Source organism: Caballeronia sp. LZ034LL, assembly GCF_031451215.1.
GTDB lineage: Bacteria > Pseudomonadota > Gammaproteobacteria > Burkholderiales > Burkholderiaceae > Caballeronia.
In genome coordinates, this window is record NZ_JARUXR010000002.1 from 159,845 (window position 1) to 178,641 (window position 18,797).

The 18,797-nt window shown below is 65.1% G+C and carries 21 protein-coding genes; 7 read left to right on the top strand and 14 right to left on the bottom strand.

Translation table 11 applies throughout. From position 1 onward, the window contains the following. Nucleotides 1-2 precede the first annotated feature (2 nt). From QCE83_RS15120 to coxB, 4 genes are read right to left on the bottom strand one after another with little or no spacing between them, the layout of a single operon-like run. Nucleotides 3-422, bottom strand: a complete 420-nt coding sequence (locus tag QCE83_RS15120) for a hypothetical protein (protein WP_309812162.1) — start codon at nt 420-422, stop codon at nt 3-5. Further along, nucleotides 419-1,033 (bottom strand): cytochrome c oxidase subunit 3, encoded by a 615-nt coding sequence (locus tag QCE83_RS15125; RefSeq protein ID WP_309812165.1) that lies wholly within the window; start codon nt 1,031-1,033, stop codon nt 419-421. The genes QCE83_RS15120 and QCE83_RS15125 overlap by 4 nt, the downstream gene beginning before the upstream one ends. After that, complete coding sequence (gene ctaD, locus QCE83_RS15130; protein WP_309812168.1) at nt 1,030-3,006, bottom strand: cytochrome c oxidase subunit I; 1,977 nt, start codon at nt 3,004-3,006, stop codon at nt 1,030-1,032. The genes QCE83_RS15125 and ctaD overlap by 4 nt, the downstream gene beginning before the upstream one ends. Further along, nucleotides 3,003-4,049 carry a cytochrome c oxidase subunit II gene (coxB, locus tag QCE83_RS15135; protein ID WP_309812171.1) on the bottom strand — a complete coding sequence of 349 codons (1,047 nt, stop codon included), beginning with the start codon at nt 4,047-4,049 and terminating at the stop codon, nt 3,003-3,005. The genes ctaD and coxB overlap by 4 nt, the downstream gene beginning before the upstream one ends. A 516-nt stretch (nt 4,050-4,565) precedes the next feature. On the opposite strand from coxB, the gene QCE83_RS15140 reads away from it, so the two are divergent. Then, nucleotides 4,566-5,468, top strand: coding sequence for a lipopolysaccharide biosynthesis protein (locus tag QCE83_RS15140; RefSeq protein ID WP_309812173.1), 903 nt, complete (start codon nt 4,566-4,568; stop codon nt 5,466-5,468). Here QCE83_RS15140 and QCE83_RS15145 read toward each other — a convergent pair. From QCE83_RS15145 to QCE83_RS15170, 6 genes are read right to left on the bottom strand one after another with little or no spacing between them, the layout of a single operon-like run. Further along, nucleotides 5,446-6,042, bottom strand: coding sequence for a ParB/Srx family N-terminal domain-containing protein (locus QCE83_RS15145; RefSeq protein ID WP_309812176.1), 597 nt, complete (start codon nt 6,040-6,042; stop codon nt 5,446-5,448). The genes QCE83_RS15140 and QCE83_RS15145 overlap by 23 nt on opposite strands. A gap of 18 nt (nt 6,043-6,060) precedes the next feature. Further along, on the bottom strand, nt 6,061-7,704 hold the full coding sequence (locus QCE83_RS15150) for a GMC family oxidoreductase (protein ID WP_309812180.1): 1,644 nt from the start codon (nt 7,702-7,704) through the stop codon (nt 6,061-6,063). Further along, entirely contained in the window at nt 7,694-8,338 is a 645-nt protein-coding gene (locus QCE83_RS15155) for a gluconate 2-dehydrogenase subunit 3 family protein (RefSeq protein ID WP_309812183.1), read from the bottom strand. The genes QCE83_RS15150 and QCE83_RS15155 overlap by 11 nt, the downstream gene beginning before the upstream one ends. Continuing rightward, nucleotides 8,335-9,246, bottom strand: coding sequence for a hypothetical protein (locus QCE83_RS15160; protein WP_309812186.1), 912 nt, complete (start codon nt 9,244-9,246; stop codon nt 8,335-8,337). The genes QCE83_RS15155 and QCE83_RS15160 overlap by 4 nt, the downstream gene beginning before the upstream one ends. Nucleotides 9,247-9,263: 17 nt before the next feature. Continuing rightward, nucleotides 9,264-10,370 carry an enolase C-terminal domain-like protein gene (locus QCE83_RS15165; protein ID WP_309812188.1) on the bottom strand — a complete coding sequence of 369 codons (1,107 nt, stop codon included), beginning with the start codon at nt 10,368-10,370 and terminating at the stop codon, nt 9,264-9,266. A gap of 3 nt (nt 10,371-10,373) precedes the next feature. After that, nucleotides 10,374-12,170: a thiamine pyrophosphate-requiring protein gene (locus tag QCE83_RS15170; RefSeq protein ID WP_309812191.1), complete on the bottom strand. Its 1,797-nt coding sequence runs from the start codon at nt 12,168-12,170 to the stop codon at nt 10,374-10,376. A 260-nt stretch (nt 12,171-12,430) separates the two neighbouring features. On the opposite strand from QCE83_RS15170, the gene QCE83_RS15175 reads away from it, so the two are divergent. The 3 genes from QCE83_RS15175 (at nt 12,431) to QCE83_RS15185 (ending at nt 13,817) form a co-directional block, all read left to right on the top strand. Continuing rightward, on the top strand, nt 12,431-13,129 hold the full coding sequence (locus QCE83_RS15175; protein ID WP_404984833.1) for an MgtC/SapB family protein: 699 nt from the start codon (nt 12,431-12,433) through the stop codon (nt 13,127-13,129). A gap of 113 nt (nt 13,130-13,242) precedes the next feature. After that, a complete protein-coding gene (locus QCE83_RS15180) occupies nt 13,243-13,449 on the top strand; it encodes a hypothetical protein (protein WP_309812197.1) in 207 nt (68 codons plus the stop codon). Between the two features lie 164 nt (nt 13,450-13,613). Beyond that, a complete protein-coding gene (locus tag QCE83_RS15185; protein ID WP_309812200.1) occupies nt 13,614-13,817 on the top strand; it encodes a CsbD family protein in 204 nt (67 codons plus the stop codon). A gap of 76 nt (nt 13,818-13,893) precedes the next feature. Here QCE83_RS15185 and QCE83_RS15190 read toward each other — a convergent pair whose 3' ends face one another. After that, nucleotides 13,894-14,325: an RcnB family protein gene (locus tag QCE83_RS15190; RefSeq protein WP_309812202.1), complete on the bottom strand. Its 432-nt coding sequence runs from the start codon at nt 14,323-14,325 to the stop codon at nt 13,894-13,896. Between the two features lie 233 nt (nt 14,326-14,558). On the opposite strand from QCE83_RS15190, the gene QCE83_RS15195 reads away from it, so the two are divergent. The 3 genes from QCE83_RS15195 (at nt 14,559) to QCE83_RS15205 (ending at nt 18,003) form a co-directional block, all read left to right on the top strand. Continuing rightward, nucleotides 14,559-16,505 carry a KUP/HAK/KT family potassium transporter gene (locus tag QCE83_RS15195; protein WP_309812205.1) on the top strand — a complete coding sequence of 649 codons (1,947 nt, stop codon included), beginning with the start codon at nt 14,559-14,561 and terminating at the stop codon, nt 16,503-16,505. Then, nucleotides 16,502-17,782 carry an MFS transporter gene (locus QCE83_RS15200; protein WP_309812208.1) on the top strand — a complete coding sequence of 427 codons (1,281 nt, stop codon included), beginning with the start codon at nt 16,502-16,504 and terminating at the stop codon, nt 17,780-17,782. Before QCE83_RS15195 ends, QCE83_RS15200 begins: the two co-directional genes overlap by 4 nt. Before the next feature lie 71 nt (nt 17,783-17,853). Continuing rightward, entirely contained in the window at nt 17,854-18,003 is a 150-nt protein-coding gene (locus QCE83_RS15205) for a hypothetical protein (RefSeq protein WP_309812211.1), read from the top strand. A gap of 7 nt (nt 18,004-18,010) precedes the next feature. Here QCE83_RS15205 and QCE83_RS15210 read toward each other — a convergent pair whose 3' ends face one another. Genes QCE83_RS15210 through QCE83_RS15220 form a run of 3 tightly spaced genes read right to left on the bottom strand, consistent with a single transcriptional unit; the run spans nt 18,011 to nt 18,729 of the window. After that, on the bottom strand, nt 18,011-18,217 hold the full coding sequence (locus QCE83_RS15210) for a hypothetical protein (protein WP_309812214.1): 207 nt from the start codon (nt 18,215-18,217) through the stop codon (nt 18,011-18,013). A gap of 36 nt (nt 18,218-18,253) precedes the next feature. Beyond that, the gene (locus tag QCE83_RS15215; RefSeq protein ID WP_309812217.1) at nt 18,254-18,532 is read right to left on the bottom strand and encodes a hypothetical protein; all 279 of its coding nucleotides are present in this window, start codon (nt 18,530-18,532) and stop codon (nt 18,254-18,256) included. A 20-nt stretch (nt 18,533-18,552) separates the two neighbouring features. Next, nucleotides 18,553-18,729, bottom strand: a complete 177-nt coding sequence (locus tag QCE83_RS15220; protein ID WP_309812220.1) for a hypothetical protein — start codon at nt 18,727-18,729, stop codon at nt 18,553-18,555. Nucleotides 18,730-18,797 lie beyond the last annotated feature (68 nt).

Consider the following 18,797-nt stretch of genomic DNA (forward strand, 5'->3'; position numbering starts at 1 on the left):
GTTCACCGTCCTCCGCAGGGCGAGACGAGCAGCCACGCGAGATCGGTGGCGATCAGCGCGAACACGAACAGCGCACTCGCCAGCGCGCCCGCACGCGCAATGAAGGCATCGCGCGCGGCATGCCGGTCGATCGAGCCCTGCTGCTTGAGTTCTGACGCAAGCTGCCCCGTGCGCCGCCAGTTGCGCCATGCGATGACGCCGCCCGCACCGCCGATCACCAGCGCCCCCAGCGCCGTCATCGCGAGTCCTTGTTCGAGCCACGGCAGCGCGGGCGCATGCACGGGCCGCTGATGCGGAAAGCAACCCCACGCTGACAGGGTCTGGCCGAGCGTCGTCTGCGTCATCCATGCGAACGGCGCGAGCAGCAGGCCGAGCGTCAGCGATAGGCCACCGGGGCGCGCGGGGTGTTGATCGGATGTCATCGCGCCAGCACATAGGGCGACAGATAAAGCGTCGCGAAGATGAAGAGCCACACGACATCGACGAAATGCCAGTACAGCCCGCCGATACTGAGCGCCGCCGATCTCGCCCGGTCGAAGTAACCGAGCGCGGTCCACAGCAGCAGGAAGGCGAGGACGATCAGCCCTACCAGCACGTGCATCATGTGAAAGCCGGTGATCGTGAAATATAGCGAGCCGTACAGATGCGTTGTCAGGCCATAGGGATGATCGGCCCATTCCTTCATCTGGATCGTGACGAACGCCGCGCCCAGCGCAATCGCGATGACGAGCATCAGCACGCCCATGCCGCGCCGTCCCTTGCGCACGAAGCGCTCGCTAGCCCATACAAAGACGCTGCTGCTCAGAAGAATGCCGGTGTTCACGATGCCGAGCCCGAGTTTCGGCATGCCTTCGGGTGGCCAGCGTTCGGTGGTTTGAGAGGCGAGATAGAGATACGAGAAGATCAGATAGCCGAACAACGCGGCTTCGGTCGCGACCAGCGTGAGACATCCCCACCAGCCGCCCGAGCGCTGCCCCGGACTGCCGACGGGCAGGTTCGCGCGTTCCGGCAAGGCTTCCGCGAGTTCGCTCATGATGCGGCCTCCGCGTGAGGCGCGTCGTCGCGCTGACCGAGTTCGCGTTGCGGCCATAGCCATGCGACGATCGCCGCGCCGCATCCGAGCAGCGAGAGGCCCGCGAACCACCACGCCTGCAAGGCGAGCCCCGCGAAGAACAGCAGCGATGCCGCGCCCAGCCAGAACGGCGCATAGGAGTCTTCGGGCATCTTGAGGATGACGTCGGGGTCGCCATCGAGCACGCTGGTGCCGAGCGCCTCGCGTCCCTGATTCAACACATAGCCCTGTGCAAGCTGCGATTGTGCGCGGCCTGCAATGCGCGCTTCCCACAGTGGATGACGGCTCGCAATGCGCGGCGCGACGGCGAAGTTATACGGCGGCGGCGGGGACGACGTCGACCATTCGAGCGTCGGCGCGTCCCACGGGTTGTCTCCGGCAACCGGCCCGCGCCGCAGGCTGTAGACGAGGTCCCACATGAACACGAGCACGCCGGCCGCGAACAGGAAGGCGCCTATCGACGTGATCATGTTGACGGTATTCCATCCCATGTCGGGCGCATACGTGTAGATGCGGCGCGGCATGCCGAGCAGACCGGCGATGTGCATCGGAAAGAACGCGACGTTGAAGCCCACGAACAGGATCCAGAAGCCGATGCGTCCGATGCGTTCGCTCATCATGCGTCCGGTGAACTTCGGAAACCAGAAGTAGATGCCGCCGATGACCGGAAATACGTTGATGCCCAGCAAGACGTAATGCAGGTGCGCGACGACGAAATACGTGTCGGTGAGTTGCCAGTCGAGCGGCACGGCGGCGGTGAGCACGCCCGACAGTCCGCCGATCACGAACAGGAACACGAAGCCTGCGAAGTACAGGAACGGTACGCGGAACACCGGCCTGCCGGTCCAGATGGTCGCGATCCACGCGAAGGTGGCGACCGCGCTAGGAATCGCGATCACCATGCTGGCCGCGCCGAAGAACGACAGCGCAAGCGCCGGAATGCCGGTCGCGAACATGTGGTGGATCCAGACGACGAAGCCGACGACCATGGTGGCCACCGTCGAGAGCGCGACGGGCAGATAGCCCACCAACGGACGACGGCAGAACACGGGCAGTGCATCGGAGACGATGCCCATGGCGGGCAGCACGACCGCGTAGACCCACGGGTGCGCGAAGATCCAGAACAGATGCTGCCAGAGCAGCGCGCGGCCGCCGTTCACCACGTCGAAGAAATGCGTGCCGATGCGCCGGTCCAGCCACAGCAGGAAGAACGCAAGACTGACGGAAGGCACCGCGAGCAGATTGCCGCCCGACGCGGTGAGCGTGCCCCACACGAGCACCGGCACGCGGTCGATGGACATGCCCGGCGCGCGCATGCGCAGGAACGTGACGACGAAGTTCATCGAGCCGACCGTCGTCGAGATGCCGAGCAGGACCATGCCGAGCGCATAGACGTCGATGTTGGGACCGGTGTTATAGGTCAGTCCCGCGAGCGGCGCATAGTTGAACCAGCCTGCATTGGGCGCTTCGCCGAACGGAAAGCTTGCGTAGAGGAACAGTCCGGCGAACAGGAAGATCCAGTAGGACAGCGCGTTGAGACGCGGAAACGCCATGTCGCGCGCGCCGAGGATCAGCGGCCACAGATAGTTGGAGAAGCCGGACAGCACGGGCAGCGCGTAGAGAAAGATCATCGTGACGCCGTGCATCGTGAAGAGCTGGTTGTATTGCTCGGGTGTCAGGAGCGTTGTGTCGGGCCGCGCGAGTTGCACGCGCATCACGAGCGCCTCCACGCCGCCTGCCAGCAGGAACGCGAAGGCCGTGATGAGGTAACGCAGGCCGATGCTTTTGTGATCGACCGTCGAGAAGAAGCCGCGCCAGCCGGGCGGCGTTTCCCACAGCGCGCGCAGGGCGCGTTCGTCGGCGCTGCCGGGTTCGACGCGGCCTATCGTGAGTGAGCGCCGCAATGGCGGAGGAGAGGTGGCGGGTTCGGTCATTGCAGTGTGCGAAGGTAGGCGGACAGCGCGGCGGCATCCGCCGGGCTGAGCGCAATCGAGGGCATCAGCGAATCCGGCTTGATGCGCTGCGCATGCTGGATCCAGTCGAGCTGGTTCTCTGCCGTGTTCGGCAGCAAGCCGGCCGCGATCAGCCTGCGGGAGTTCAGGTGCGTGAGGTCGGGCGCCTGCTTGCCGTTCGCATCCGAACCGCGGATGGCGTGACAGCCCGCGCATTTATCGTCGAACAGCCTGGCTCCGGCGCTCAGGTTCGTGGCCGCGTCGTGCGGCAGGGCTTGCTTTGCGTACCAGGCGTCGAATTGCGCGCGCGGCTCGGCGACCACCTCGAACGCCATGTGCGCATGCTGTGCCCCGCAAAATTGCGAACATTGCCCGCGATAGATCCCCGGCTTGTCGGCCTGTATCCATTGCTCGTTGACGACGCCCGGTATCGTCTGGGTCTTGCCCGCAAGACGCGGCACCCAGAACGCGTGGATGACGTCCGCGCTGCGCAGTTCGATCTTCACCGGCTCGCCGACAGGGATATGAATCTCGTTGGCCGTGGTCACTGCCGGGTCGCCGGCATAGTCGATCTTCCACCACCAGTCATAGGCGGTGACGGAGAGCGTCAGCGCGGGCGGCTTGTGCGGTGAGGCGACCGATTCCAGCGTGACCAGCACATAGGCGAGCGCGGCGAACAGCGCGACCGAGGATATGCCCGTGCCAATCCATACCCAGTGCAGCCCGCCGCCTTCCCCTTGCACATGGCGTGCGCCGTGTTCGGTGGGCGGCGGACGCTTGCGCAAGATGCCGCCGATCAAGAGCACGCTGACGATCACCGCCACGACGACGGCCAACGCAGCAAGCGCCCAGCCGAGTCGCATGGTGGGTGCGGCGGCGGGGCCATCGGCGTGAAGGAAGTAGTTCAGCGGTGCATCGGCGTGGGCGCTTGCCTGGCAGGCGAGCGTGAGCAACCCGGCCGACACAGCGCGAGTGGTACGAATGAGCCGCCCGGCACGATGGTTCGCGTAGTGCGTGGCAGGCATCCGTGGCCGTCTCCCGACAAGAATGAATGTGTTGAACCCAATGCCGTTGAGTCTGGCGTTTGTCCACCTGGAGCAATCCGTGATCCCAACGATTTGCTTACCACCGCACGGTGCCTTTTCTACACCGAATCGGGTTGAACTTCTCTGATGTATCGCGTTCCCATGCGACGGGCCGCAAGCGTCCTTTCATTCAGTCGAATAGGCGTCCGTCAGGCGCTTTCATACACCGCCATCACGAGGTTCCCGCCTTCACTCATGCGCATGACATCTCTGCTTTCTACGGTTCTCCCCACTCCAAAACAAACTCGTCGCCTTCCATCGTTATCGGTTGCATGCGTGATTGCGGTCACCGTCGCACTGAGCGCATGCGGTGGCGGTGGTAGCGGAAGCAACGGCGGTAATCAGACGGCCTCTTCTACGCCGGCTTCGGCTTCTACTCCCGCCTCATCACCCGCGGCCACTACCGCCAGCGCCCCCGCAGCCGTCATCGCACCGTCCAGCAGCATCTTCTACGGCATGAACGGCCACGTGAACGCCGCCGATGCCTACGCCACTTCCAGCCCGCAACAGCAGCTTGCGCAGTTGAAGGATCTCAACGTCTCGATGTATCGCAACGATGTCTCAAGCCAGGCCGATGCGGTGAAGCTCGCAAGCGTCGCGCAGATGATGCTGCCCTCCGGCGTGACGGTCTATCCGGTGCTGCTGCAAGTCGTGAAGGACTTCACCGACGAGGACACCGCCTATCAGAAGTCGTACACGCTGGCGCAGCAGATTGTCGGCGTGCAGAAGTACGCGTACTACGAAGTGACGAACGAACTGGCGCCGCAATGTCTCGTCGGCTGGGTGGATGGCGTGCACAGCACCGACTACGACAACCAGTGCTTCCAGATCGCGCGCGGCATCATTCGCGGGATGATTGCCGGCATCAAGTCGGTGGATCCGGCGGGGAAGATCATCATCGGCGGCAATACCTGGATGCACTATGGCTTCGACCAGATGCTCGCCAGCGGCACGCAGCCGGACGGCACCGGCGGACATCCGGTCGTGACGTGGGACATCACCGCATGGCACTGGTATTCGGAACAGGGCGACATGCGCCATGCGTGCGGCGGCTCCGGTTGCTATGACGTGATCGGCACGCTCACGTCGTTCGGCAAGCCGATCTGGATCAACGAAGTTGGCATCCGTCCCGACTTTCCCGGCACGCAGGATCAGGCTGCGACGTTCCTGTCCAGCGACATGCTCGGCACGCTGCTTTCCATCGCGCCGCAATACGATATCGAGTCGTTGCAGATGTACGAGCTTTACGACGACCCGCCGACCGGTCAGGGTCCTTACGGCGTCATGCTGAACGACGGCACGACGCAGAAGCCGGAGTATGCGGCGTTCAAGAACTTCATCGCCGCGCATCCCCTATGAAGCCGGGCAGGCCCGCGGCCTTCGGGCTGTGGGCCAGTGCAAGCGCGGGTTGGAGCAGGGCGTCGAAGTCCGCGTCGTTCGCGGGGCAGGGCAGACGCGCGTAAAAGAAGTCCGCCCAGCGAAAGTCCGCGAGCGGGACATCGATCTTGTCATAGCCGCCCGCGTCGCGCACGAAGGCGGCGAGGCTGCGGAATTCGTCGTTCTGCGCATCGGCCAGCCGGTGCGGCATGTCCTCGAACGCGACCCGGCGGCGCGCGGCATCGTAGGGATAAGTCCAGGAGCGGTTCTCGAGCGTCAGCCAGAACTCGGCAGAGGACAGGGACGAGAAATCACGGAGCAGCACGAACGGCACGCGCGTCACACCGATGAGCAGCAACGCGCCCGCGACATGATGATGGTCGATCACATACGGCACTTCATCAGGACCCAGCACGATGGCGATGGGCTTCTCCGCGATCGCCATCTTCAGGTCGCGTGCATGCAGTGCCCGATAAGCCTCGGCTTTCTGCCTGATCTGGCGTTCGCCGTGCGTCATCTGCGTGGGCCGCAGACGGTCGATATCGAGCGTGTTCATCGCGTGCTCTCCCTTCGGTCAAAGCTCCCCGCGCGCCGCCAGCGCCTCGATGCGGTCCGCCGTGCGCAACGCGACGGCCTGAATCGTCAGGGACGGATTCACGCCGCCGACGGTCGGAAACACCGAGCCGTCGCATATCCACAGGTTTTTTATATCCCAGCTGCGGCAGTCGGCATCGACGACGCTCGTCGCGGGATCATCGCCCATGCGCGCGGTGCCGTTCAGATGACAGGTATCGTCATCCTGCCGCCAGACCTCGCGCGCGCCCGCGGCTTCGAGCGCGGTGCTCATGGTGCCGAGCGCATGCGCGACCATGCGCCTGTCGTTGTCGCAGAGCGAATAGGTGACGCGCGCAACCGGCAGGCCGTACTGGTCGCGTTGATCGGCGAGCGTCACGCGGTTGCGCTCCTGCGGCATCGTTTCGCCGACGATCTTCAGCCCCGCCTGATGGTTGTACTTGCGCATTTCGTCGACCAGCGGCTGGCCCCACAGCCCGCGCCCGTTCTGCACCGAGGCCCATGCCACCGGCAGCGGCCCCTGGCTCATGTAGCAATAGCCGCCGAAGAAGTCCTTGCCCTTGTCCTCGTAATTCCAGTGCTCCGTCATCGAGAGCGAGGGCGGGCCCTTGTACCAGCGCACTTCCTCTTCCATCGTGCCCCACGCGGCCTGGTTCAATTGCACCATCAGGTTCTTGCCGACGAGGCCCGAACTGTTGGCAAGGCCGTCGGGATGACGGTCGGTGGCGGACATCAGCAACAGGCGCGGCGTTTCGATCGCATAGCCCGCGACCACGACGTTGCGTGCCCTCTGGAACCTCCAGCGACCCTCGCGGAAATACTCGACGCCTTGAGCGCGGCCATCGTCGCCCATGACGATGCGGCCGACCATCGCGAGATCGCGGATCTCGGCGCCCGCCTGCACGGCGCGCGGGATCCACGTGACGAGCGCGCTCTGCTTCGCATTGGTTGCGCAGCCCGACACGCAGAAGCCGCGATACACGCACGGATGGGCATCGCCGCGCGGCGCGGAAAGCGTGGCGAGCGGGGTGGGCGTCCAGTCCATGCCGAGCGCCTCACAGCCCCGCGCGAGCACGAGCGCGGCCGCATTCAGTTCGTGCGGTCGATACGGATAGCGCGGCCGCTTCGGTCCCCATGGATACGTGACGGGGCCCGCGATTTTCAGCGCCTGCTCGACCTCCGCGTAATAGCGCCACATTTCGCGCCAGTCGAGCGGCCAGTCCGCGCCATAGCCGAGCAGCGACCGCGCCTTGAACCACTCCGGCCGAAAGCGCAGCGACACCATCGCGAAGTGCACGGTGCTGCCGCCCACCGCACGGCCGCTGTTGTTGTTGCCGAGGCGAAGCGGATCGTCGCCGTCGCAGATGCGTTCGTCGGTCCAGAAGACCTTCGACTGATGCGTCTCGTCCGAGGCGAACTCTTCGAGCGGACGCCACCACGCGCCCGCGTCGAAGGCCACCACACTGAAACCTTTCTCGGCGAGACGGCAGGCCAGCGTGCCGCCGCCCGCGCCCGTCCCGACAATCGCGAAGTCCACTTCCTCGCTCTCATCGTATTCACGCATCGGCAGCCATGCGCCTTGATGGAAAACATCGGGCGCGCGGCCATGCTTGCCGCGCGGAACCTGCTGCGGATCATCGGACACGGCGATTCTCCTTCAGCGCACGCGCTTCCGTGCCGGGCTTCGCTTCGGCGGCTTCCCAGGGATCGCGGCGGTCGAACACCATGCGCACATAGCCGCGTGGATTCGCCGGGCCACCGAAGCCGATCTCGCTCCATGCCCGCGGATGCGAGTAGTACGCGCCGCAGATGTCGTGCAGCACGCGCATCGCGAAGAACAGGGCGGGCGGCATGCCGCGCCACGCGTCGCTGTGCAGATTGCCGTGCTGCATGTCGAGCAAGAGCGTGCGCTGGCCGGCTGCGTCGATGCTCGCGAACGGCAGTTCATGGCGCGCGCGGCTTTCCGCGTCGAGCGCGGCGAGACCGATGCGCCACGCGTCGCGCAGCATCGGCAGACGGGCGTCGCGATAGCCATCGCCGACGTCCCTGACGAGCTTTGCATCGATCAGCGCGGGCAGCGGCGCGGGTTCGCGTTCATGATCCTGCGGCACGATGCACGCGCACAGCGCTGTCAGCGCGCGCCATTCGACGGCATCGAGGAAGCGCGGCTCCTTGGGCGTTGCGAGCCGTTCGTCGATCACGCCGCGCGTAACGTCGTCCCATGACGGCGTATCGCGCTTGTCCGTCACGTCATAACCGGGATAGCGGGGCAGGTTCATCGCTCGGTCTCCCGCAAACGCTGCGCAGCGAGGCCCGCGAGCGCGAGTGCGGAAAAGCTCGGCGGCGCAGGCAGCGGTGGACCGTTGAACAGGTTCTGGCTCCAGTTGCGCCAGCCGCCCTGATTGCGGGCGATACCGCGCGCATGGAAGCCCACGCCAATGACACCGAGCGCCGCCGTCATGCGAAGCCAGAGGCGGGTGAACCAGCGCGGTCGCGGCGTGGCGAGCGCGGTGTGCAGCAGCAGCGCGGAGGCAAGCGGCGGAATGGTGACGGGCGCATACATGGCGGGGTTCTGGAACGCGCCGCGAAAATGCAGCAACGCAACTTCGCCCACTGTGCCGATCAGTCCCGCACTCGTCAGCAGCGCCAGCGCCTGCCCGGCGGGCAGGCCGAAGAGTCGCGGCTCGTGTTGCGGTTCGTCGCGCAGGCGCTCCGCTGCCGCGCCGAGCGCGCCTGACAGCAGCAACGCCATCGGCGCGCCGATGGGCGCGGCGTAGAAGAGGTTATGCCAGCTCCACTGGCCGGGACGCTTCGTGATGTTGTACAGATGGAAGCCCGTGCCCGCGACGCCCGCGAGCGCCGCGCCCAGATACACAGAATCGCGCACCGGATGCCGCTGCGGCTCGTGATCGCGTCCGCCGTGCACGCCCGCGAGCAACGACAGCGCGGAGACCACGAGCGGCGTGACCATCGCGGGGTTGTCATAGGAGCCGCGGTAATGTTCCATTGCGCTGTCCGCAAGCACGGAGAGCGCGAGCAGCGCCGAGCTGCGATTAAAACTGCGCGCCGTGTCGATATGGGTCTGCACGGGCGCCGCGCGCCGGTTCGACCTCATGCCGATGAAAGCGGCGCCCGCCGCCGCGAGCCCGGCCGCCACTGCCAGATTGCCTGCCGTGAATTGCTTCATGCCGTGCCCCGTGTGCTTCACACCGCGTACCGGTGTGCATCCGTATATTTGAATTCGAGCCCGCAGCCGGGCCGCGACAGGTCCGGCGCGATGGCGCCGTCCAGCGCGCGGGGTGCGCCGTCGAACAACATCTGCTCGATGCGCACGTGATCGTGGAACCATTCCTGATGCCGCAGACGCGGCGCGGCGCAGGCGACGTGCAGATGCATCGCCGGCGCGCAGTGCGCCGATAGCGGTAGATGAAACGCATCGCACAGCGTGGCTGCACGCAGGAAGCCGGTGATGCCGCCGCAGCGCGTCACGTCGGCCTGCAGCACATCCACCGCCGCGTTGTCGAGCAGCACGCGGAAGTCGTCCAACGTGTAGCCGTATTCGCCCGCCGCCAGCTCCATGCGCGCGGGCAGCACGCCGCGCAGCGAGGCGAGCCCGGCGATATCGTCCGATGACAGCGGCTCCTCGAACCATTCGACCGCCTGCTCCGCGAAGATCTGCGCGCAATGCAGCGCCTGCTTGCGCGTCAGCGCGCCGTTTGCATCGACGAACAGGCCCGCCTGCGCACCGATGGCCTCACGCGCCACCGCCACGCGATGCGGATCGCGCGCGGGCTCGCTGCCGATCTTGATCTTGACCCAGCGACACCCGTCCTCATGCACCCAGCGCGTGAGTTGCTCGCGCATCTCGTCGTCGCTATAGGTGGTGAAGCCGCCGCTGCCATATAGCGGCACCCGTGTGCGCACCATGCCGAGCAGACGCGCAAGCGGCATGTCGAGCAGCCGGGCCTTGACGTCCCACAGCGCGCAGTCCAGCGCGGAGATTGCGGTGGCTGCGGCGCCCGAGCGACCGATGTTGCGCACGCGCTGTTGCAGGCGCTGCCACAGGGCGTCGATGTGCCATGCGTCCTCACCCTGCAGCACAGGCGCGAGCGTGGCTTCGATCATCTTCGCGACGCTCGCATCGCTGTAGGTATAGCCGAGGCCCGTCTTGCCCGCCGCGACGATCTCCACGACGATCAGCGTCGTCGCGTCCCAGGTGAAGGTGCCGTCGGCTTCGGGCTTGTCGGTGGGAATGGTGTAGGCGCGCGCACGGATCGTTTCGATCGGCGCCTCACGCTTCGACAGCTGCATGGATCACTTGTCCTTGTGTCCCGGCAACACCGCGCCGAGCACCTGCTTCGCCGTATCGACGATCACGTTGGCCTGGCTCGGGTCGCCCTTCATCAGCGTGGTCGCGAAGGCCTTCGCCTGCTGTATCGTGATGTGCGGCGGCAGCGGCGGCACATTCGGGTCGGCCTTCACTTCGATCACCACCGGCCGGTCCGCAGCCAGTGCTTCGTCCCATACGGCGGCCATGCGCTCGGCGTCATCGATGTAGATGCCTTTCAGCCCGATCATCTCCGCGAACTTGTGATAAGGCACCGAAGGAATGTCCTGCGACGCCTCGAACTTCGGGTCGCCTTCCATCACGCGCTGTTCCCATGTGACCTGGTTCAGATCCTCGTTGTTGAGCACCATGCAGATCCAGCGCGGATCGCTCCATTGCTTCCAGTATTTCGCCACCGTGATGAGTTCGGCCATGTTGTTCATCTGCATGGCGCCGTCGCCAACGAGCGCGATCACGGGCCGCTCCGGATGCGCAAACTTCGCGGCGATCGCATAGGGCACGGCCGCGCCCATCGAAGCGAGCCCGCCCGACAGCGAGCACAGCATGCCGCGCTTCACCTTCAGGTCGCGCGCATACCAGTTCGCGACGGAGCCTGAATCGCTCGTGACGATCGCATTCGACGGCACGCGCGGCGACAGCTCCCACACGGTGCGCTGCGGATTCACGCCGCTCTTCGCCGGTTCGATCGCGCGCTTTTCCAGCGTCTTCCACCAGCTCGCTACCCAGCCTTCGATGTCGTCACGCCAGCCGCGTTCGGTCTTCTGCTGCAACAGCGGAAGCAGGGCACGCAGCGTCTCGGCGCTGTCGCCGACAAGGTTCACTTCCATCGGATAGCGGATGCTCAACATGTCCGCCTTGAGGTCGATCTGCACGCCGCGCGCCGCGCCTTCCTTCGGCAGGAACTCCGCATACGGAAAGCCCGAGCCGATCATCAGCAGCGTGTCGCATTCCATCATCATCTTGTAGCTCGGCTCCGTACCGAGCAGGCCGATCGAGCCCGTCACGAAGGGCAGGTCGTCGGGCAGCGCGGCCTTGCCGAGCAGCGCCTTCGCGACGCCCGCGCCGAGCTTGTCCGCCACGGCGATGACTTCGTCGGTGGCCTCGAGCGCGCCTGCGCCGACGAGGATCGCCACCTTCTTGCCCGCGTTGAGGACGTCGGCTGCGCGTTGCAGGTCTTCGTCATAAGGCACGGTCTTCGGCGCGCGATAGCCTACGCCCGAATGCAGCGTACCGTGCTTGCGGCCGGGCGGCTCGTAGTCGAGATCCTGAAGGTCGTTGGGCAGGATGAGCGCGGTTACCTTGCGTTCGGACAGCGCAATGCGCACCGCGCGATCCACCAGATGCCGGATCTGCGAGGGCACGCTCGCCTGTTGCACGAACGCGCCGGCGACGTCCTTGAACAGCGCGGGGAGATCGACTTCCTGTTGGTAGTGACCGCCGAGCGCGGCGCGCGCCTGTTGGCCGGCGATCGCGAGGACGGGCATGTGATCGAGCCGGGCATCATAGAGACCGGTGATCAGATGCGCCGCGCCCGGGCCTGACGTTGCGATGCACACGCCCAGCTCACCGGTGAACTTCGCGTGCGCCGACGCCATGAAGGCCGCCATTTCCTCATGACGCGCCTGGATGAACTCGATCTTGCCCTTCGAGCGATTGAGGGCGCCGAACACGCCGTTGATGCCATCGCCCGGATAGCCATAGATGCGGCGCACGCCCCAGGCATGCAGGCGGTCGATCAGAAAATCACCGACGGTGGTGGTCATGGGAAGCTCTCCGAAAGTCGTGAACCAAAGCGCGGGATACCGAACCGCAGACAAGCCGTGCGGCGCAAACCGCATGCCGACGGGGCTTCTGTCGGGAACTTGTTCGATGATGGAAAGACGTTGGAAAGCTGGCCATGTGCGCCGTCAGCGTTCACACGGGCTCGACGATTGCTGGACAGCCATGACTATGGCGACGCATCGGGCTTCGCTTGCCGGATGCGCTCGCCAACATTACTCAAGGACTAGGCAATATGGCGCTCATGCCACTGACATTGCATTGGAGCGACGTATGCATGCGCCTGTCGCTCGCCGTGCTGGCCGGCATACTGATCGGTTTCAATCGCGGCGAGTCGGGCAAGGTGGCCGGCTTGCGCACCACGCTGCTCGTGTGCCTCGCCGCCTGTCTCGCGATGCTGCAGGTCAACGCGCTGCTGCTTCAGGCGGGCAAGACGCCGGAATCGTTCGCCACGCTCGACCTGATGCGCCTGCCGCTCGGGATTCTTTCCGGCGTCGGCTTCATTGGCGCGGGTGCGATCCTGCGCAAGGACGGCCTCGTCAAGGGCGTGACGACCGCGGCGACGCTCTGGTTCGTGACGGTGATCGGCTTGTTGTTCGGCGGCGGTCAACTGGCGCTCGGCGTGACCGGACTCGTGCTTGGCATCGTCGTGCTGTGGTTTCTGAAGGCGCTCGAAGTACGCATACCGCGAGAGAACCAGGTCGATCTGCACATCACCTATCAACGCGGACGCTTTTCGCGTGAAGCGCTTGCTGAAGCGTTGCGGACGTCGGGTTGCACGCTGTTCAGCGTGGCTGCATCGGTGAAGTCAGCGGACGGGTTGATTGAAGAGAAGTTCAACGTGCGCTGGCATGGGCGCCCCGACGAACCTGTTCTTCCCGCCTTCAACGAAGCGGCACTGGCGGCCGGGGCTTCGGGATCCGAATGGAATCTCGTGAGATGAAGTGAAGGCGCGTCCGGTTGAAGAGAACGGAACGCGAGCATATCGAACAATTGGAAGCTGCTTCGCTATGGCGTATAACAAAGTAGCTTTGATTCGATTTGTCAGGAGTCGAGATGCTGATTCGCTGCGCTGCGTGCAACAAGCTCATCTATTCCGACGATGCGTTGAACGATGGCATCTGTCCGGCCTGCGGTTCAACGGAAACTGAATACATCGCCATGGGGATCGTGTTCGAACAGGCTGCTGTTCCGCATGCGCCGGCAGTCGATGCCGCCGAAGGAACTACCCGCTCCGCTGCCGCCTCCCGACCTCGGACCTGAATGACGGACGCCTTGCGGCACACGGTGTTGAAGGCGCGCAATGTCCCTCTCGTTGCGCGCATCCTTGCCCGCCCATTGTGGCGGGCTTTTTAATGTGCGGGCGTCGCTGCGGGGCATGGCCGTTGCTGCGATGGAGGAACGATCAACCATTCCGTGAGGACAGCATGAACAAGGATCAGCGTGAGGGCATCAAGGAACAGGTCAAGGGCTGGGTCGATACCGCCGTCGGCACGGTCACGGGCAACGAGGACCGCAAGGTGAAGGGCGACGTGGAGATCACGAACGGCGCGAATCGCAAGGATTACGGCGATCAGAAAAAGAACATCGAGAAGGGCGTCGAAGATCCGGGCGAACCGACCAATCAATGACTTGCCACGTGCAGACAGCGAAAAGATATAGAAAGTCGACACGTGTCCGCGCACCGCGCGGACACGTGCAAGAACCTTACTGCGAAAGCATGACCTGGGCGATCACGCCCGATGCGACCGCAACCAGCAGATAGTCCGCGCCGACGCCGACCCACTGATAGCCGCGCGGCGGCTGACGCAGCCCATGTTCGCGCCAGTTGTCGACCACGTACTCATGGTCGCGATACTCCGACGAGAGGCGTTGACCCTTGCGCCATTCCCCATGCGGCGGCGGCTGGTTCGCGTGCTCGGCAGGACCGCCGGGCTGATGACCGTTCATGCCGGGACCGGGACCATGATCCGAGCCGCCTTGCGGACCGCGAGCCTGATGCGCGCCGGGACCGCCAGGACCACCGTGCATGTCGTGATGCTGATCCGGACCGCCGGGCGCGGGTTGCGCGAAGGCCGCGCCGGTCGTAAGTCCAAGGCTCGCGCACATCAGCGCGGCAACGATTCGAGCTTTTTTCATGTGGTTTCCTCTCCGTGTTTGCAAACTGCCGATTCGCTCAGGCGGTTTGTTGCGCATCTTCAGCACTTTTCGCGCCTTGCGAACCGTTGGAGGCGACTTTACGCAAAGCTTCTCTAAAATGACGTGAGCATGTGTAAGCAACGCTTACCTTTGATTACGCGGATTCACTAAACCGCGTTCGCGGAACGCGCTTTGCTACGCGATCGACACGCACCAGGGAGCGCACACGCCGCATGACATCGACATCGAACGATGCCCGCGGGCATCACGCTGTAGGGCAAGCGGCCACGCGCCCCGGCCGTGGCTCGTCGCACCGGTCGCTGAAGGTCCTCGTCCCCGGCGCGCTCGGCGTGGTGTTCGGGGACATCGGCACGAGCCCGATCTATGCGTTGCGACAAGCCGTGAGCGAGTCGGGCACGCTGGACCCGCGCGTGGTGCTGGGCATCCTCTCGATGATCGTATGGGCCGTCGTGATCGTCGTGATGGGCAAGTATGTCTGCTACGTGATGCGCGCCGACAATGAAGGCGAGGGCGGCATCATCGCGCTGACGGCGCTCGTGCGCTCCGGCTACGAAAGCGAAGGCCGCCATGTGCCGCGTTTGCTGTTGACGGCCGGGCTGTTCGGCGCCGCGATGTTCTACGGCGATTCAATGATCACACCGGCCGTGTCGGTCCTGTCCGCCGTCGAAGGGTTGCGTCAGGTGAGCGCGACCTTCGAGCCGTTCGTCGTGCCGCTCGCGCTGCTGATCCTGATCGCGTTGTTCGCGTTCCAGCATCGCGGCACCGCTGCCGTGGGGAAATGGTTCGCGCCCGTGATGTCGGTGTGGTTCGTCTATCTCGCGGCGGTCGGTGTGTATCGCATCGTGCAGCATCCCGACGTGCTGCGCGCACTCTCGCCGTCGTTCGCGTGGGACCTCGTGCGCATGCGTCCGCTGCTTGCATTCACCTTGCTCGGCGCAGTGATCCTCGCGCTGACCGGCGCCGAGGCGCTTTATGCCGATATCGGTCACTTCGGCAAGCGTGCGATCCGGCGTGCGTGGATGTTCGTCGTGTTTCCGGCGATCATCGTCGGCTACTTCGGGCAGGCCGCCGCTATCCTGTATCAGCCCGGCGCGGCCAGCCAGCCGTTCTTCTTCGCCGCGCCTTCGTGGGCGCTCATTCCCACCGTGGTCATCGCGATGCTCGCCACGGTGATCGCGTCGCAGGCCGTCATCTCCGGCGCTTTCTCCATGACGAGCCAGGCCATCGAACTCGGCTTTCTGCCGCGTTTGCGCGTGGTGGAAACCTCATCGTCGCAACATGGGCAGGTGTACGTGCCCGCCGTCAACGCGGTGCTGTTCGCCGCCGTGCTGTTCCTCGTGCTGGCGTTCCGCAGTTCGGCGCGGCTTACATCGGCTTACGGCATCGCGGTCGGCCTCACGATGTTCGTCACCTCCATGCAGATGGTGAGCCTCTCGCGCAAGCTGTGGAGTTGGCCGTGGATGGCCATCGTGACGATCAGCGCACCGCTGCTCGCCATCGATACGCTGCTCGTCGCGGCCAACATTCACAAGCTCCCGGACGGCGGCTGGTTTCCGGTGACGATCGGCATCGTGCTGTTCGTCGCGATGGCGACCTGGCATCGCGGGCGCGCGCTCGAGGTGCTGCATGCTTCGCACGCCCAGCCGCTCGCCGACTTCCTGCGCGATGCATGCCGCGACCCCGAGCCTCCCGCGCGCGTGCCCGGCACGGCTGTCTATCCGGGCAGCATGCCCGGCTCGACGCCCGCCGCGCTGGCAAGCAACCTGCGGCACAACCGTGTGCTGCACCGGACGGTGATCGTATTTGCGAACCGCTCGGAATCGGCGCCGCGTATCGATGAAGAGACACGTATCGAAGTGCGCGATCTCGGCGCGGGCTGCTACGAAGTCATCTCGCGGCACGGTTTCACTGAACGGCCCAATCTGCCGCGTCTGCTTGCATCGCTCGAAGGGCAACTCGGCGACTGGCGCTTCGACCCGAAGCACACCACGTACTTCCTGCCGCGCGACGAAGCCGTGCCCGGCTGCTCGCACGGCCAGATGTCGCGCTGGCGCGAGCGGCTGTTCGGCGCGATGTCGGCGCATTCCGCATCGAGCGCGGAATACTACGGCCTCAGGAGCGAGGATGTCGTCGAGCTCGGCGTGCAGGTCGTGCTGTGAAGAGACTTCCGGTGAAGGATGTGAAGCCCACTGTTCCGCTGCTCGCGCTGAGTTTCTTCGCGGCGGACGTGCAGGCGGGCGTCGGGCCGTTCCTCGGCATCTTCCTGCAGGCGCATGGCTGGACGCCCGATCGCATCGGCTCGGTGCTGACCATGGGCGGCATCGTCGCCATGCTGGTCACGGCGCCGGCGGGCGCGCTCGTCGATGCCAGCACCTACCGGCGCATGATCGTCGCGCTCGCGAGCGGTCTCAGCATCGTCGCGGCGCTCATCATCTGGATGTGGCAGGGCTTCTGGCCCGTGACGCTCTCGCAGATCGCAACGGCGATCGGCGGGGCCGCCATGGGCCCGGCGCTGGTGGGGCTCACGCTCGGGATGGTCGGAAGGCAGAACTTCGATCGCCAGTTCGGCCGCAATCAGGTCGCGAATCATGCGGGCAACATCGCGGCGGCGCTGCTTTCGGGATGGCTCGGCGCGACGCTCGGCATGCCGTGGATCTTCGCGCTGAGCGCGGGATTCGGCGTGGCGTGCATCGTGACGGCGTTCTGGATTCCGGGGCGCGCGGTGCATCGGCATTTCGCGCGCGGCCTTGCCCGCCACGATGACGACGATGCCTCCGACATCCGCGCGCAAGGCTTCTCCGTGCTGTGGCGCAATCGTCCGCTGCTGGTGCTGGCCGCCGCACTCGCACTCTTCAATCTCGGCAATTCGGCGATGCTGCCGCTTTACAGTCTCGCGGTCGCGTCAGCGCATGTGGCGGATCCGAGTCAGGTGACGGCGGCGAACATCGTGATCTCTCAAGTGGTGATGCTTGCCGCGGCCGCCTATGCAAGCCGCCTGACACGTCGCTGGGGCTTCTGGTGGATATTGCTCGTCACGCTCGCGACGCTGCCGTTGCGCGCGATGACAGCTGCATGGGCGCCGCCGTTATGGGGCCTCCTGCCGGTACAGGTCTTCGACGGAATTGGCGCGGGCCTGCAAAGCGTCGCGGTGCCGTCGCTGATCGTGCATCTGTTGCATGGCACGGGGCGCGTGAACCTTGGGCAGGGTGCGGTGCAGGGCGTGGAGGCAGGCGGTGCGTGCCTGAGTCCGCTGCTCGGCGGCTGGCTTGCGCATCAGTACGGTTATCCAGTGGCGTTTCTCGCGCTCGGCAGTTTCTCGCTGGCTGCGTTTGCCATCTGGATAGGGTTCGCGCGGGACGTGCGTGACGCGTGCGACACGCGGCGCGATGAACTGGTCAACCTGAACGACATCGACTCTTCGACACTTCTGCCATGACTGCCGTGATGCGGCACGGCGAATGCGTCCATTGCCGGACTGGATATGTCATCTGGACGAGGATAGATCGAATGGACTACACCCAAGCACGCGCGCAACACCTGCACGTTCCGACGCCCGACAGCGACCCGGATCCGGTGCCGCCGCCCGAACGCACACCCGATGCACCACAGCCAATCGGCGATCCGCCGAACAGCCAACCGCCGGAGCGTGTCGGATAACGCCCGGCTATGCAGGCGGCAGCATGTCCGCCTTCGCGTTGGCGTGCTCCTTGGCCGCGTGCAACGCGGCTTCAGCAGTTTCGACGGGACGGTCACGCATCTCGGTATAACCATCGGCGTCGATCGTGTAGGACCAGGTGCATAGCCCGGTCGGATCACGATCGATGTCGATATTCACGGTGTGGCCATTGCGCATATAGCTTTCGGTAGACATGATGCGTCCTCTCGATGTTTGCAGTTGAGCCCGCTGTCAGGACATTCCCGCGCCGCCCCGGCGTTTGATCGCGAGGATGGCGGCAGCGGGCACATGCACGATGCCGAAGCCGAGCACGAAGACCAGCCAGCGCGGCAACGGCAATTCCAGCGTCAAAGCGCCCATTGCGCCGAATGCAATCCCCACGACGATCAGCACCAGATGCGCGATCCGGCGCTTGCCGGCGCCGCTGGTGAACTGCGGGATCTCGTAGTGCGCGTAGCACACTACCGCGCCCATCAGCGCGCCGGCGAGCAGGGCTTGCCACGCGATCATCGTTCAGTTTCGTGCAGGGTCTAACGCGTGGAATCCGGCGGCACGCGGTTCTTTTCCTGCGACGATGGCAGCGCGTTTTCCGAATCCTCATGGCCGCGTTTCTCGCGGGCATCGAGATCGCGTTGCTGAGTGGGCGTACTCGTGGGTTCGTCCATTTCTTCCGCGTTCACGTGTTCGGGTCTGGATGGGGTTTGCATGTCAGCCTCCTGAGTGGGCGGCAATCAACCCTTTTGAGCAATTGCCGGACCCGCATGGGCCTGCGTGA

Bases quoted from the DNA above. Each gene is read 5' to 3' on its own strand.
- QCE83_RS15205 (WP_309812211.1), top strand. From the start codon at position 17,854: ATGGACTACACCCAAGCACGCGCGCAACACCTGCACGTTCCGACGCCC.
- QCE83_RS15190 (WP_309812202.1), bottom strand. From the start codon at position 14,325: ATGAAAAAAGCTCGAATCGTTGCCGCGCTGATGTGCGCGAGCCTTGGA.
- QCE83_RS15160 (WP_309812186.1), bottom strand. From the start codon at position 9,246: ATGAAGCAATTCACGGCAGGCAATCTGGCAGTGGCGGCCGGGCTCGCG.
- QCE83_RS15185 (WP_309812200.1), top strand. From the start codon at position 13,614: ATGAACAAGGATCAGCGTGAGGGCATCAAGGAACAGGTCAAGGGCTGG.
- QCE83_RS15210 (WP_309812214.1), bottom strand. From the start codon at position 18,217: ATGTCTACCGAAAGCTATATGCGCAATGGCCACACCGTGAATATCGAC.
- QCE83_RS15175 (WP_404984833.1), top strand. From the start codon at position 12,431: ATGCCACTGACATTGCATTGGAGCGACGTATGCATGCGCCTGTCGCTC.
- coxB (WP_309812171.1), bottom strand. From the start codon at position 4,049: ATGCCTGCCACGCACTACGCGAACCATCGTGCCGGGCGGCTCATTCGT.
- QCE83_RS15215 (WP_309812217.1), bottom strand. From the start codon at position 18,532: ATGATCGCGTGGCAAGCCCTGCTCGCCGGCGCGCTGATGGGCGCGGTA.
- QCE83_RS15165 (WP_309812188.1), bottom strand. From the start codon at position 10,370: ATGCAGCTGTCGAAGCGTGAGGCGCCGATCGAAACGATCCGTGCGCGC.
- ctaD (WP_309812168.1), bottom strand. From the start codon at position 3,006: ATGACCGAACCCGCCACCTCTCCTCCGCCATTGCGGCGCTCACTCACG.
- QCE83_RS15220 (WP_309812220.1), bottom strand. From the start codon at position 18,729: ATGCAAACCCCATCCAGACCCGAACACGTGAACGCGGAAGAAATGGAC.
- QCE83_RS15125 (WP_309812165.1), bottom strand. From the start codon at position 1,033: ATGAGCGAACTCGCGGAAGCCTTGCCGGAACGCGCGAACCTGCCCGTC.
- QCE83_RS15145 (WP_309812176.1), bottom strand. From the start codon at position 6,042: ATGAACACGCTCGATATCGACCGTCTGCGGCCCACGCAGATGACGCAC.
- QCE83_RS15180 (WP_309812197.1), top strand. From the start codon at position 13,243: ATGCTGATTCGCTGCGCTGCGTGCAACAAGCTCATCTATTCCGACGAT.
- QCE83_RS15195 (WP_309812205.1), top strand. From the start codon at position 14,559: ATGACATCGACATCGAACGATGCCCGCGGGCATCACGCTGTAGGGCAA.
- QCE83_RS15120 (WP_309812162.1), bottom strand. From the start codon at position 422: ATGACATCCGATCAACACCCCGCGCGCCCCGGTGGCCTATCGCTGACG.
- QCE83_RS15170 (WP_309812191.1), bottom strand. From the start codon at position 12,170: ATGACCACCACCGTCGGTGATTTTCTGATCGACCGCCTGCATGCCTGG.
- QCE83_RS15140 (WP_309812173.1), top strand. From the start codon at position 4,566: ATGAACGGCCACGTGAACGCCGCCGATGCCTACGCCACTTCCAGCCCG.
- QCE83_RS15155 (WP_309812183.1), bottom strand. From the start codon at position 8,338: ATGAACCTGCCCCGCTATCCCGGTTATGACGTGACGGACAAGCGCGAT.